Consider the following 13564-nt stretch of genomic DNA (forward strand, 5'->3'; position numbering starts at 1 on the left):
AATTATTTGGCGGCCGAAGACGAACCGTCGGCGTGCCACTTAAAGACACCAAATTCAAATCCCTTCAGATCGCCTTTCTCATCCCAGTTCAGCGGCCCAATCACGGTGTTCGCCCCGTGTGCTTTTAAATCTTTCACCAGATCCAGCGGTTCTTTGCTGCCAGTACGGTCCAGCGCGGTGGCCAGTGACTGCACGGCGGCGTAGGTGATCCAGACGTATGGACCACTTGGATCTTTCTTCTGCGCCTTGAGCGCATCCACGATAGCCTTGTTCGCCGGATCCTGGTCATAGCGTTTTGGCATCGTCACCAGCATGCCTTCAGCGGCATCCCCGGCGATGTTAGACAGGGAGGCGTTACCCACGCCTTCTGGCCCCATAAACTGGGTTTTCAGACCGACCGAGCGCGCCTGGCGCAGCATCTGGCCCATTTCCGGGTAATAACCACCGTAGTAAACGAAGTCGATATTCTCTTTTTGCAGACGGGCGATCAGCGCAGAGAAATCTTTCTCACCCGCGGTAATCCCGTCGAAGAAGACGATGTTTGCGCCGCCTTTTTTCAGCCCGTCCTGAACGGAACGCGCCAGGCCTTCGCCGTACTGCTGTTTGTCATGAATAATGGCAATGCGCTGCGGTTTAACCGTCTCGAGGATGTATTTCGCCGCGGTTGGCCCCTGGGAGGAGTCCAGACCGGCGGTACGCATAATGTGCTGGTAGCCGCGCTGGGTCAGCTCCGGGTTGGTGGCACCAGGGGTAATCATCAGAATACCTTCGTCTTCGTAGATATCAGACGCAGGCTGAGTGGACGATGAGCACAGATGGCCGATCACATACTGGATGCCATCGTTCACGATTTTGTTCGCCACCGCGACGGCCTGTTTTGGATCGCAGGCATCGTCGTATTCCACGCCCACCAGCTTGTCGCCTTTGATGCCACCTTTGGCGTTGATGTCTTTAATTGCCTGACGTGCGCCGTTGAACTCCATGTCACCCCACTGGGCAACAGGCCCGGACATGGCACCGACCACCGCAACTTTAATCTCTTCCGCCATGGCTGCATGCGAGAGAGACAATGCAACCATGCCCGCGATTAACGTCTTCGCGTTCCTTTTCATCTCTGAATCCCCATTCGTGATGTCGTGTATATATTTTGTTTTATTATGGTTAAAAAGCATTCTGTACTTTTAATGCACAACGCTATTTTTACCAGTGCCTTTAATGGTTTAGCGCAGGTTTTTATCAAAAACCAGACTAAAATCTCTATTTTTCAGGCGATTAAGCAAAGATAATATTCTGAAATCAGGCAGAGATAAACAAATAAAAGTGCAGTTTGCAGCATAAAATAACGGTACAAAGCGCCGAATAAATCACTGCCATTCAGGTTAAAATTCTGCTTGTTTTTCGATCCATGTGTTTTCAAACTGCACTTCGCCCTGGCAAAAAACTAATCACCTGGTAACGGGGAATAAAAAGAGGAAGCCGCTGAGCGAATAAATTGAGTACACTGCCTCTACTCAATTTGATTTGGACAAGCAGCTAATGAAACTGACTATCGTTCGTCTGGTGACCTTTAGCGACCAGGATCATATCGACCTGGGCAAGATCTGGCCGGAATATTCCCCTTCGTCGCTGAGCGTTGACGAAACCCACCGTATTTATGCCGCGCGCTTCAACGAGCGTCTGCTGGCTGCTGTGCGCGTGACGCTGAGCGGCACGGAAGGGGCGCTGGACTCTCTGCGCGTGCGTGACGTCACCCGTCGTCGCGGCGTAGGACAGTACCTGATTGAAGAAGTGATCCGTGAAAACCCGAGCATTAACTCCTGGTGGATGGCCGACGTAGGCGTGGAGGACCGTAGCGTGATGGCGGCGTTTATGCAGGCGTTAGGGTTTACGGCGCAGAAAAATGGGTGGGAGAAGCGCTAGATTTGTGCGGCCTGATGCCCTCACCCTAACCCTCTCCCACAGGGAGAGGGCATTGCCCGGTTTTCTCCCTCTCCCTGTGGGAGAGGGCCGGGGTGAGGGGGGTATCAACCCGCACCAGCATTATTTTGCGTCAGTAGCAGTACCGTTGGCATGCCAGTCAAACACGCCGAACTCGAAGCCCTTCAGATCGCCCTTCTCATCCCAGGAGAGCGGCCCCATCACGGTATCAACAGAGTTCGCTTTCAGCCAGGTGGCAATCTCAGCCGGATCGGCTGACTGGTTCAGACCCGCCTGCAGAGACTGCAGTGCTGCGTAGGTTGTCCAGACGAACGCGCCGCTTGGATCCTGTTTCTTCGCCTTAATGGCATCTACAATCGGTTTGTTCGCAGGGACCTGGTCGTAGTTCTTCGGCTTGGTCACCAGCAAGCCTTCCGCAGACTCACCGGCAATATTAGACAGGGAAACGTTCGCCACCCCTTCCGGCCCCATGAACTGGGTTTTCAGACCCGCTGCACGAGCCTGACGCAGGATCTGCCCCATTTCCGGGTGGTAGCCACCGTAGTAAACGAAGTCGATATTCTCTTTCTTCAGACGCGCCACCAGGGTAGAGAAGTCTTTCTCACCGGCGGTGATACCATCAAAGAAGACGACGTCAGCATTCGCTTTCTTCAGGTTGTCCTGCACGGAGCGCGCCAGACCTTCACCGTACTGCTGTTTGTCATGAACGATCGCGATACGCTTCGGCTTCACTTTTTCGACAATGTATTTGGCGGCCGTTGGGCCCTGATCGGAGTCCAGACCGGTGGTGCGCAGGATCAGCTTATAGCCGCGCGACGTCAGCTCCGGTGCCGTTGCCGCCGGGGTGATCATCAGGATGCCTTCGTCTTCGTAGATATCAGACGCAGGCTGGGTGGAAGAGGAGCACAGGTGACCGATAACGTATTTGATGCCGTCGTTCACCACTTTGTTCGCCACGGCAACCGCTTGTTTCGGGTCACAGGCATCATCATATTTTACGATCTGCAGTTTTTCGCCTTTGATACCGCCCTTCGCATTAATGTCGGCAACCGCCTGCTCTGCGCCCGTAAATTCCTGGTCGCCATACTGTGCTACCGGACCGGACATCGCGCCCACCACGGCCACTTTAATATCGGCCTGCGTCATGGTGCTGAATGCCAACGCGATACATCCTGCCAGTAACGCTTTACCCTTCATGTTCATCCTGAGATTCCCCATTATTATGGTTATTACGATTGTTGTGATGTTGTTGTGTAGCGCTTTATTTCAGTTATAGGTATACCAGTCGCGCTTTTTCAGCATACTCTGCTAAAACATACCCCATTTTTATGATTTTGGAATAGCAAATTTGAAATGAATATATGATAAGCCCGGCAGGAATTTCACCGGGCTTCTGGCTTTAACGAGTCAGCGACGCAGAAATAATGTCCAGCGCTTTACGGAACTGCACTTCAGGGATTGTGAGCGGATAGAGGAAACGGATGACGTTACCGTACACGCCGCAGCTCAGAAGCAGAAGGCCTTCCTGCAGGGCTCGCTCCTGAACCTGACGGGTGAATTCCGGTGATGGCAGCCCGGATTGCGGATCGTTAAACTCCACCGCCACCATTGAGCCTTGCGCGCGGATATCCGCGATATACGGACAATGTTCCTTCGCTTTGTTCAGTACTTCCACCAGATGATGACCCAGGTGCGCCGAGCGCGTGCAAAGATCGTCTTCATCAATCACGTCCAGCACGGCATGTGCGGCGGCGATCGCCAGTGGGTTACCGGCGTAGGTACCGCCCAGTCCGCCAGGCGCAGGCGCGTCCATCACCTCGGCGCGGCCCGACACCGCCGAGAGCGGCATGCCACCCGCCAGGCTTTTCGCCATGGTGATCAGATCCGGCTTCACGCAGTGGTGTTCCATCGAGAACAGTTTTCCGGTACGCGCAAAACCGCTTTGCACCTCATCGGCGATCAGCAAAATACCGTGGGTATCGCACAGGGCGCGCAAGGCCTGCATAAAATCCGCCGGTGCAATGTTGAAACCGCCCTCACCCTGAACCGGTTCAAGAATAATGGCTGCCACCTGGTCCGGGGCAATGTCCGCTTTGAAGATACGCTCCAGGCTTTTTAATGCCTCCGCCGTACTGACACCGTGCAGTTCATTGGGGTATTGGGCGTGATATACCGAGCCAGGAAACGGCCCGAAACCCAGCTTGTAAGGGGCAACTTTCCCCGTCAGCGCCATGGTCATCGAGGTGCGTCCATGAAAAGCACCGCCAAAGGCGATCAGGCCAGGGCGTCTGGTGTATGCGCGGGCAATTTTTACCGCGTTTTCGACGGCTTCTGCCCCCGTTGAGAAGAAGGCGGTTTTGGCCGGGCCGTCAATCGGCACACGCGCGTTGATTCGCTCGGCAAGCGACACATAGCCTTCGTACGGCACAATCTGGTACGCCGTGTGGGTGAAGGCATGAAGTTGTTTTTCAATGGCGGAAATGATTTTTGGATGGCGATGCCCGGTGTTCAGCACCGCTATTCCGGCGGCGAAGTCGATATACTCGTTGCCCTCGACGTCCCACACCGTGGCGTTTTCAGCTTTATCGGCATAGAAGTTACACATCACGCCGATGCCGCGCGGCGTCGCCTGTAAACGCCGGTCGTTCAGTTCGTTATTTTTCACCCTGTCCCCCTGAGAAAGTCGCCTGCTTAGCGCATCAGTAAGTGTTTGCCAGGGGGGAGAAATTCGCCAGAGCGGGCGCTAAAAAAACAAAACCCCCGGATTCGCATCCAGGGGCTCTCGTCATACTTCGCGGAAATTACGCTTCAATCGCGGCGCGAAGTTTTTTCATGGCGTTCTTTTCAAGCTGACGCACACGTTCAGCGGACACGCCGTAGCGGTCGGCCAGCTCCTGCAGCGTGGACTTGTTGTCTTCGTCCAGCCAGCGGGCACGGATAATATCCTGGCTACGCTCGTCAAGGCCTTCCATCGCATAGCTCAGCTTGTTCGCGGCCTGATCTTCCCAGTTGTCCTCTTCAATGCCGTCAGCAAAGTTAGAGGTCTTATCCTGCAGATACAGTACCGGCGCCATTGGCTGGCTGTCGGACGCATCGTCATCGGAAGACATGTCAAAAGTCATGTCCTGCGCGGCCATACGGGATTCCATCTCACGCACATCTTTGCTGGAAACACCCAGCTCGCGCGCCACCATTTCTACTTCATCCTGATTGAACCAGCCCAGACGCTGCTTGGTTTTACGCAGGTTGAAGAAGAGTTTGCGTTGCGCTTTTGTCGTGGCGACTTTCACGATACGCCAGTTGCGCAGCACGTATTCGTGAATCTCTGCTTTGATCCAGTGCACAGCGAAGGAGACCAGTCGTACACCCACTTCCGGGTTAAAGCGACGTACAGCCTTCATCAGGCCGATGTTACCTTCCTGAATCAAGTCCGCCTGCGGCAGGCCATAGCCCGCATAATTACGAGCAATGTGAACAACAAAGCGCAGGTGAGACAGGATCAGCTTTTTCGCTGCTTCCAGATCGCCCTGGTAATGCAGCTTTTCAGCAAGCTCCTTTTCTTCCTCGGCCGTTAACATCGGCCAGGTGTTCGCAGCCCGGATATACGATTCCAGGTTACCAACAGGGGCTAAAGCTAAAGTTTGCATTTCTTTGGTCATTCATTCCTCTCAATGTTTCTTCTGGTCCAGGTTGTCCCCATCAGGCAACAACCATGCCAAAGCGTTTGAGCAACGAGATTAGCATTCACTCTTTTATCAGACAGTGATTTTATCCACAAGTTCCAGGTGCAACGGTGAATAAATTACGCACAAAATGTGACATGGAGATGATAACAGGGGAAGAGACAACAGGGACGCTTTCCCTGCAGAGCGAACATCTCGGTGCAGGGAAAGATTATATCACGCTTTTCTTAGTCGGGAGTAAAGTGGCGTAAATGTTGAACCGTCGCCAGCCATGCTGCCACCCAGCCAATCATGGAGCAGACGAGCAGCAGAAGAAGGCACTCATCGAACCCTAAGCCACTGATATCAAACTTAGTTCCGAAGACCTGCGCCACCTCGGTCACGGCGGAGGAGAGCCGCATCACCAAAATTTCTGACAATATCAGTGAAAGAAATGCGCCGGAAAAACCGAGCAATGCGCCGCCGTAAAGGAACGGACGCAGGATGAAGCCATCCGTCGCACCAATCAGCTTTTGCACGTTGATGGTATCGCGGCGGGCGAAAATGCTCAGGCGCACGCTGTTACCGATGACGAGGAACACCGCCGCCACCATCAGCACGCCAATCATCGCCGACACGCGCCCCACCAGCCCGGTCAGTGCGGCAAGACGCGCAAACCAGCTGTCGTCCATGCGCACTTCATCAATGCCTTTAATGGTAGAGATGCGGTCGCGCAGCGTATTAAGCGAATCCGTTCCCTGGAAGTCGAGCTTCGGGATCACCACCGCCACGGCCGGCAGCGGGTTCTCTTCGAGCATATCCAGCGCGCCGCCAAAGCCTGACCAGTTACGGAACTCACCCAGCGCTTCTTCGCGGGAAAGGTAGTTCACCTTCTCCACGCCCTTCTCGGCCTGGATTTGCCCCACCACCTGCGCCGCGGCGTTATCGTCGAGCGCTTTGTCCAGATAGACCGTGATCTGCGGAGACGGATAATACTGCGACGCCGCCTGATTCACGTTCTTATAGACCATATAGCAGACGCTTGGCAGCGTCAGCGAAATGGCGATAACCATCACCGTCAGGAACGTCGCCAGCGGTTTACTTTTCAGATCCTGCAACGCGCCGTGGAAGGCGTAGCGTACCTGTTCATTGAACACGTTGGTTTTGCGGGAGTTTGGCTTCGGCGCGGCTTTCGCCCGCTTCGGCGCATTACGGTTACCGTCACCACCACCCTGCGGCTTACGGAAACGGTCAAACCGGTTCCCGAACTGCCGAATCTGGTTCATTGCATCACGCTTGTTCACCGTGGCCTCCATGCAAATGCCCGTCGCTCAGGGTCAGCATGCGGTACGAACGGCGGGAAATGAGCCCGATGTCGTGCGTCGCCATCAATACCGTCACCCCAACGCGGTTGAATTCCTCAAACAGACGCAAAATCCCTTCAGAAAGGGCGTCGTCCAGGTTACCGGTCGGTTCATCCGCCAGCAATACCGCAGGCTTGTTCACCACCGCACGGGCAATGCCCACACGCTGCTGTTCACCGCCGGAGAGCTGGATCGGAAAGTTCTTCGCTTTGTCCAGCAGCCCGACCTTATCCAGCGCCGCAGAGACGCGACGGCGGATATCATCATAGCTGGCACCGGCAATAATCAGCGGGATCGCCACGTTATCGAAAACGGTGCGATCCATCAGCAGGTGGTGATCCTGGAAAATCATCCCGATCTGGCGACGCAGGAACGGCACTTCGCGGTTCTTAAGACGGCTAATCTCATGGCCGCTGAACCAGATTTTCCCGGCGCTTGGCCGTTCAATCCCACAGATAAGCTTGAGCAGGGTACTTTTCCCCGCGCCAGAATGGCCGGTCAGGAATGCCATCTCGCCTGGCTGCAGGTGGAAGGTCACCCCCTGCAGCGCTTGTCTCCCACCGAGATAGGCCTTGCTGACGTGTTCAAAGCGAATCATTGTTAGTCCTCTCGGGCAAATAATGCCTCAATAAAGTCGTCCGCCTTAAACGGACGCAAATCCTCAATACGCTCGCCCACACCGATGTAACGAATAGGAATGCCGAACTGATCGGCCACGGAGAAGATCACCCCGCCTTTCGCGGTGCCGTCCAGTTTGGTCAGCGTGATCCCGGTCAGTCCTACCGCTTCATGGAACAGCTTCGCCTGGCTGACGGCGTTCTGTCCGGTGCTGGCATCGATGGTCAGCATAATTTCATGCGGTGCGTCTTCGTCCAGCTTCTTCATGACGCGGACGATTTTCTTCAACTCTTCCATCAGGTGCGATTTGTTCTGCAAACGCCCTGCGGTATCGGCAATCAGGACATCCACATTTCGCGACTTCGCCGCCTGGATGGCGTCAAAGATCACGGACGCGGAATCTGCACCGGTGTGCTGCGCAATCACCGGAATGTTGTTGCGCTGGCCCCACACCTGCAGCTGTTCAACCGCCGCCGCGCGGAAGGTATCACCCGCCGCCAGCATCACCGATTTACCCTGCTGCTCGAACTGACGCGCCAGTTTGCCGATGGTGGTGGTCTTCCCGACACCGTTAACGCCAACCATCAGAATAACAAATGGCGTTTTGCCTTCAATATTAAGCGGTTCGTCAACTTTTGCGAGAATTTCACCCATCTCGTCTTTCAGCAGGCCGTACAGCGCTTCGGCGTCGCGCAGCTGTTTGCGGCTCGCCCCTTCGGTCAGGTTGGCGATGATCTTACGGGTGGTTTCCACCCCAACGTCCGCAATCAGCAACTGCTCTTCCAGCTCTTCAAACAGATCGTCGTCGATCTTTTTGCCGCGGAACAGACTGATAAATCCGGAACCTAAATTTTCTTTGGTTTTTAACAGGCTGCGTTTCAGGCGGGCAAAGAAACCTTCTTTGGTCGGTTTTTCCTGCTCCTGAACGATCTCCTCTTCGGCCTGCTCTTCCACGGGCACGACGATAACCGCTTCTTCAGCCGCCTGAGCGGCCAGCGCCTGGGCTTCCAGCTCTTCGTCGGTCAGCTCCGGCTCATGTGCCGCTTCTTCTTCCACCGCGTCGACAATTTCCACGGTTTCCGCTTCGGCCTGCCACTCTTCAGGGGAAACGTCCTCCGCTTTTACCTCTTCCGGCAGCGGCAACTCTTCATGTTCAGTAACGGCCTGCGGCGCTTCAGTAACCGCTTCAACAACAGGTTCTGGCTTTTCGCTCTCCTGAACCTGTTCGGTGACCTCAACCACCTCTTCAGCAAAGGCTTCAGTCTCTTCTTTGCTGTGCGCATGCTCTTCCGCTTCGACAACCGCGGCGGTTTCTACAGGCGTTTCAGGCTGAGACTGCTCTTCAACGGCTTGTTGTTCTTCGGTTTTCTGTTCTGTTTCTTGCTCTTTTTCGCCGAAACCCAGCCAGGAAAAGAAGCCACGTTTTTTTTGTTTTGCCATCTGCGACTACACTCCTCGCGGCGCTATATACATGGAAGCTAAAAAAATGATGAAATAGTCTAACACTTTACTTAATTGACATCACCGCCCGCAATCGCAGGCCAATTGTTAACAGAGCTTTCCTGAGATGAAGAAACCCAACCGCGCCCCAGCCGGTCAAATTCGTATTATCGGTGGCCAGTGGCGAGGCCGGAAACTCCCGGTGCCGGACAGCCCCGGTTTACGCCCAACCACCGACCGCGTGCGTGAAACGCTGTTTAACTGGCTGGCCCCGTCAATGGTAGACGCCCACTGCCTCGACTGCTTTGCGGGCAGCGGCGCATTAGGGCTGGAAGCCCTCTCGCGCTACGCCGCCAGCGCCACGCTGCTGGAGATGGAGCGCGGCGTCGCGCAGACGCTGCAGCAAAATCTGGCGACGCTGAAAGCCACCAACGCCAAAGTGGTGAACACCAATACGCTCAGCTTCCTCGCGCAGCCAGGCACGCCGCACAACGTGGTGTTTGTCGATCCGCCGTTCCGTAAGGGGCTGCTGGAAGAGACGTTATCCCTGCTGGAAAGCAACGGCTGGCTGGCGGATGACGCGCTGATTTACGTTGAAAGCGAAGTAGAAAACGGGCTACCGCCAGTGCCGGTTCACTGGGATTTACACCGCGAAAAAGTGGCGGGTCAGGTCGCTTATCGTCTGTATCATCGTCAGGCACAAGGAGAATCCAATGCCAGTACTGATTAATCTGGGACGTTTGCTGATGCTGTGCGTCTGGGCGTTTTTACTGCTCAATCTGGTGCATCCGTTCCCGCGCCCGATGAATATCTTTGTGAACGTGGCGTTTATCTTTACCACGTTCATGCATGCCCTGCAGATGGTGATGCTGAAAAACGGCCTGCCGAAAGACGGCCCGCAGATGACCGGCTGGCAGCAGCTGCGCGTGTTTATTTTCGGCGTGTTTGAACTGCTGGTGTGGATGAAGAAGTTTAAGGCGCAGGTGAAGAAGTAAGGTGCGGTCTGATGCCCTAACCCTCTCCCACTGGGAGAGGGGACCGTATTATTCAGCCCTGAACCCTTCAAACCGCGACCCTTTGTAACTCAGCATCCCTTTCTCACCTACCGTCAGCTGATGGTACTGCTGCGCCTCCAGGCGGAAGGTCATCTCCAGGCCGCCCGTTTCCGGCTTAAAGCTCGCTTCATAGCGCATGGTCGTTCCCGCAGGGGTAACCTGTTGCTGGCGCGAGCGCCGGTCATTAAGGGGTTTTTCACGTTTATTGCTCACCACCACGCGCTTTTGCATCAACGGCGCGGCGTCGTTATCCGCTTTCTCGCGGCGCTGCTGCACAAAACGGAACGAGGCGGCAATGACGATAATCGCCACCACGATAATGAAAAACAGCGGCATCTTGCTCATTCAACAATCCCATAAGATTATGCGGAATTCAGGATACCCTGACTCCCCCGGCATTGCCAAACGCCTGCCCGCATCACTACACTGAAGATGAAACTGATTATTCAGCCTTAACAGATACAGGGAGTTAATATGCTTTGGTCATTTATCGCTGTCTGTTTTTCCGCATGGCTTTATGTCGATGCGTCATACCGCGGTCCGGCCTGGCAGCGCTGGTTGTTTAAACCCGTCACGCTGTTGCTGCTCCTGCTGCTTGCCTGGCAAGCGCCGATGTTTAACGCCATCAGCTACCTGGTCCTCGCCGGGCTGTGTGCTTCCCTGATTGGCGATGCCTTAACCCTGTTGCCGCGTCAGCGTCTGCTGTATGCCGTGGGGGCGTTCTTCCTGTCGCATCTGCTTTACACCATCTATTTTGCCAGCCAGATGACGCTATCCTTCTTCTGGCCGCTCCCGCTGGTGCTGCTGGTGATCGGCGCGCTGCTGATCGCGGTGATCTGGTCACGCCTGGAAGAGATGCGTCTGCCCGTCTGCACGTTTATTGCCATGACGCTGGTGATGGTGTGGCTGGCCGGTGAACTGTGGTTCTTCCGCCCAACATCACAGGCGATGTCCGCTTTCTTTGGCGCGGCGCTGCTGTTAATCGGCAATATCGTCTGGCTGGGCAGCCACTATCGCCGTCGTTTCCGGGCTGATAACGCGATTGCCTCCGCCTGTTACTTTGCCGGGCACTTCCTGATTGTGCGTTCGCTGTATATCTAAATAAGCCTTGACTCTGGAGTCGACTCCAGAGTGTATGCTGCGGTTAATGAGAAAATTATCATTACCGGAGAGTGCCATGTCGACTCCAGAAACACCTAAAAAAGCCTCACAATTTTCAGCATTTAAGCTCAGCCCGGTGCCAGCGAAAGATGACTGCTGCTGTGAAGGGGCGTGCGAAACGCAAAACGCGCCGCCGCTGCCTGAAAGCGGAAACCATTACAGCTGGGTGGTTGACGGCATGGATTGCGCGGCCTGCGCCCGCAAAGTTGAAAACGCGGTAAAACAGATCCCCGGCGTCAGCCACGTGCAGGTGCGCTTTGCGACAGAAAAACTGCTGGTCAGCGCCGAGAGTGACGTTAGCGAGCAGGTTGTGTCCGCCGTCAGCAATGCCGGTTATTCCTTGCGTAGCGAAACGGCCCCCGCCGAAAAAACCGCTCCGCTGCGTGAAAATCTGCCCCTTATCGCGCTCGTGATGATGATGGCCCTGAGCTGGGGTCTGGAGCAGATCAACCACCCGTTTGGCAATCTGGCGTTTATCGCCACCACGCTTGTCGGGCTGTATCCCATTGCCCGCCAGGCGCTGCGGCTGATGAAAAGCGGCAGCTGGTTCGCCATCGAAACGCTGATGAGCGTGGCGGCTATCGGCGCGCTGTTCATTGGTGCCACAGCGGAAGCGGCCATGGTGCTGCTGCTGTTCTTAATTGGCGAACGTCTTGAAGGCTGGGCGGCAAGCCGGGCGCGTAAAGGGGTCAGCGCCCTGATGGCGCTTAAGCCCGAAACCGCCACACGAGTAACCGGAAACGAACGCCAGACGGTGGCCATTAACGCGCTGCGTCCGGGCGATGTGATTGAAGTCGCTGCCGGAGGGCGCCTGCCTGCGGACGGTACCCTGCTCACCGCCACCGCGAGCTTCGACGAAAGTGCCCTCACCGGGGAGTCGATTCCGGTTGAACGCGCGGCCGGTGAAAAAGTACCTGCGGGCGCCACCAGCGTCGACCGTCTGGTCCAGCTCACGGTACTTTCCGAACCCGGTGACAGCGCCATCGACCGTATCCTGAAGCTGATCGAAGAGGCCGAGGAGCGTCGCGCCCCCGTCGAGCGATTTATTGACCGCTTCAGCCGGATTTACACCCCCGCCATCATGCTGGTTGCCCTGCTGGTCACTATCGTTCCGCCGCTGTTCTTTGGTGCGCCGTGGGAAGGCTGGATTTACAAAGGTCTGACCCTGCTGCTGATTGGCTGTCCGTGTGCGCTGGTGATCTCCACCCCGGCGGCCATTACCTCCGGTCTGGCGGCAGCGGCACGTCGTGGTGCCCTGATAAAAGGCGGCGCGGCGCTGGAACAGTTAAGCCAGGTGCAGCAGGTGGCATTCGATAAAACCGGCACCCTGACCGTCGGCAAGCCGCAGGTCACTGGCGTGTATCCGCAGGATATCGGTGAAGATGAACTGCTGGCGCTGGCCGCCGCCGTTGAGCAGGGTTCCACTCACCCGCTGGCGCAGGCGATTGTGAGTGAAGCGCAGTCGCGCGGGCTGGCCATTCCGGCGGCAACGGCACAGCGGGCGCTGGTTGGGTCCGGGATTGAGGCCGACATCGACGGTAAAAAGGTGCTGATTGTCGCGGCGGGTAAGTCTTCTAACCCAGAGGTTGAGGCGTTAGAACAGACCGGACAAACTGTCGTAACCGTCATGCAGGACGGCATCGCCAAAGGCATGCTGGCACTGCGCGATACCCTGCGTGATGATGCGAAAGAGGCCGTCGCGGCGCTCCATCAGCTGGGCGTAAAGGGTGTGATCCTCACTGGCGATAACCCACGCGCCGCCGCCGCGATTGCCGGAGAGCTGGGGCTGGACTTTAAGGCCGGATTACTCCCTGCGGACAAGGTCAGTGCCGTGACGGAGCTGAACAGCCATGCTCCGCTGGCGATGATCGGCGACGGAATCAACGATGCGCCAGCGATGAAAGCATCCACCATCGGGATTGCCATGGGCAGCGGTACCGACGTGGCGCTGGAAACCGCCGATGCCGCGCTCACCCATAACCGCCTGACCGGGCTGGCGCAGATGATTTCCCTGGCACGCGCCACGCGCGCCAATATTCGCCAGAACATCAGCATCGCCCTGGGGCTGAAAGGGATTTTCCTCGTCACCACCCTGCTCGGCATCACCGGGCTGTGGCTGGCGGTGCTGGCGGATACCGGCGCGACGGTGCTGGTGACGGCCAACGCGCTCCGCTTACTGCGACGCAAATAACACGCAATGCACGCCTGGCCGGGTAAAGCGTAACGGCAACCCGGCCTTCCCTTCTCAAAAATCTAAACCAGCGTTTCAGAAATTCACGCTTTTGTGAGGCGCTTCACCTCCGTTTTCCAGGCCATAGTGTAATTT

At 56.1% G+C, this 13564-nt stretch carries 13 protein-coding genes; 5 read left to right on the forward strand and 8 right to left on the reverse strand.

Features of this window, described 5'->3' with window-relative positions; translation table 11 throughout:
* Nucleotides 1-2: 2 nt before the first annotated feature.
* A complete protein-coding gene (livK, locus tag EQV24_RS20260) occupies nt 3-1112 on the reverse strand; it encodes a high-affinity branched-chain amino acid ABC transporter substrate-binding protein LivK (protein ID WP_028028112.1) in 1110 nt (369 codons plus the stop codon).
* A 424-nt stretch (nt 1113-1536) separates the two neighbouring features.
* On the opposite strand from livK, the gene panM reads away from it, so the two are divergent.
* Complete coding sequence (gene panM, locus EQV24_RS20270) at nt 1537-1920, forward strand: aspartate 1-decarboxylase autocleavage activator PanM (protein ID WP_057072388.1); 384 nt, start codon at nt 1537-1539, stop codon at nt 1918-1920.
* Between the two features lie 120 nt (nt 1921-2040).
* Here the strand turns inward: panM and livJ are convergent, their stop codons facing one another.
* The 6 genes from livJ to ftsY all read right to left on the reverse strand — a co-directional run bounded on the left by livJ (nt 2041) and on the right by ftsY (nt 9022).
* Entirely contained in the window at nt 2041-3141 is a 1101-nt protein-coding gene (gene livJ / locus EQV24_RS20275; RefSeq protein ID WP_165876023.1) for a branched chain amino acid ABC transporter substrate-binding protein LivJ, read from the reverse strand.
* A 196-nt stretch (nt 3142-3337) separates the two neighbouring features.
* Nucleotides 3338-4603 (reverse strand): 4-aminobutyrate--2-oxoglutarate transaminase, encoded by a 1266-nt coding sequence (locus EQV24_RS20280; RefSeq protein WP_038420762.1) that lies wholly within the window; start codon nt 4601-4603, stop codon nt 3338-3340.
* Between the two features lie 136 nt (nt 4604-4739).
* Entirely contained in the window at nt 4740-5597 is an 858-nt protein-coding gene (rpoH, locus tag EQV24_RS20285; RefSeq protein ID WP_008500093.1) for an RNA polymerase sigma factor RpoH, read from the reverse strand.
* A gap of 251 nt (nt 5598-5848) precedes the next feature.
* Nucleotides 5849-6904 (reverse strand): permease-like cell division protein FtsX, encoded by a 1056-nt coding sequence (gene ftsX / locus EQV24_RS20290; RefSeq protein WP_013099139.1) that lies wholly within the window; start codon nt 6902-6904, stop codon nt 5849-5851.
* On the reverse strand, nt 6891-7562 hold the full coding sequence (gene ftsE, locus EQV24_RS20295; RefSeq protein WP_013099140.1) for a cell division ATP-binding protein FtsE: 672 nt from the start codon (nt 7560-7562) through the stop codon (nt 6891-6893). The genes ftsX and ftsE overlap by 14 nt, the downstream gene beginning before the upstream one ends.
* 2 nt (nt 7563-7564) lie before the next feature.
* On the reverse strand, nt 7565-9022 hold the full coding sequence (gene ftsY, locus EQV24_RS20300; RefSeq protein ID WP_130626972.1) for a signal recognition particle-docking protein FtsY: 1458 nt from the start codon (nt 9020-9022) through the stop codon (nt 7565-7567).
* A 127-nt stretch (nt 9023-9149) separates the two neighbouring features.
* Here ftsY and rsmD point away from each other — a divergent pair, with 127 nt between their 5' ends.
* Both rsmD and EQV24_RS20310 read left to right on the forward strand, forming a co-directional pair.
* Nucleotides 9150-9752: a 16S rRNA (guanine(966)-N(2))-methyltransferase gene (gene rsmD, locus EQV24_RS20305; RefSeq protein ID WP_029883606.1), complete on the forward strand. Its 603-nt coding sequence runs from the start codon at nt 9150-9152 to the stop codon at nt 9750-9752.
* Nucleotides 9736-10017 carry a DUF1145 family protein gene (locus EQV24_RS20310; RefSeq protein WP_013099143.1) on the forward strand — a complete coding sequence of 94 codons (282 nt, stop codon included), beginning with the start codon at nt 9736-9738 and terminating at the stop codon, nt 10015-10017. Before rsmD ends, EQV24_RS20310 begins: the two co-directional genes overlap by 17 nt.
* A 48-nt stretch (nt 10018-10065) precedes the next feature.
* Here the strand turns inward: EQV24_RS20310 and EQV24_RS20315 are convergent, their stop codons facing one another.
* Nucleotides 10066-10422, reverse strand: coding sequence for a DUF2500 domain-containing protein (locus EQV24_RS20315; protein ID WP_029883607.1), 357 nt, complete (start codon nt 10420-10422; stop codon nt 10066-10068).
* A gap of 129 nt (nt 10423-10551) precedes the next feature.
* Here EQV24_RS20315 and EQV24_RS20320 point away from each other — a divergent pair, with 129 nt between their 5' ends.
* Together EQV24_RS20320 and zntA are read left to right on the forward strand one after the other, a co-directional pair.
* Nucleotides 10552-11178: a lysoplasmalogenase gene (locus tag EQV24_RS20320; RefSeq protein WP_013099145.1), complete on the forward strand. Its 627-nt coding sequence runs from the start codon at nt 10552-10554 to the stop codon at nt 11176-11178.
* A gap of 76 nt (nt 11179-11254) precedes the next feature.
* A complete protein-coding gene (gene zntA, locus EQV24_RS20325; protein WP_130626973.1) occupies nt 11255-13429 on the forward strand; it encodes a Zn(II)/Cd(II)/Pb(II) translocating P-type ATPase ZntA in 2175 nt (724 codons plus the stop codon).
* Nucleotides 13430-13564 lie beyond the last annotated feature (135 nt).

The organism is Enterobacter sp. A8, from assembly GCF_004296595.1.
In the GTDB taxonomy this organism is placed as follows: Bacteria; Pseudomonadota; Gammaproteobacteria; order Enterobacterales; family Enterobacteriaceae; genus Enterobacter; species Enterobacter cloacae.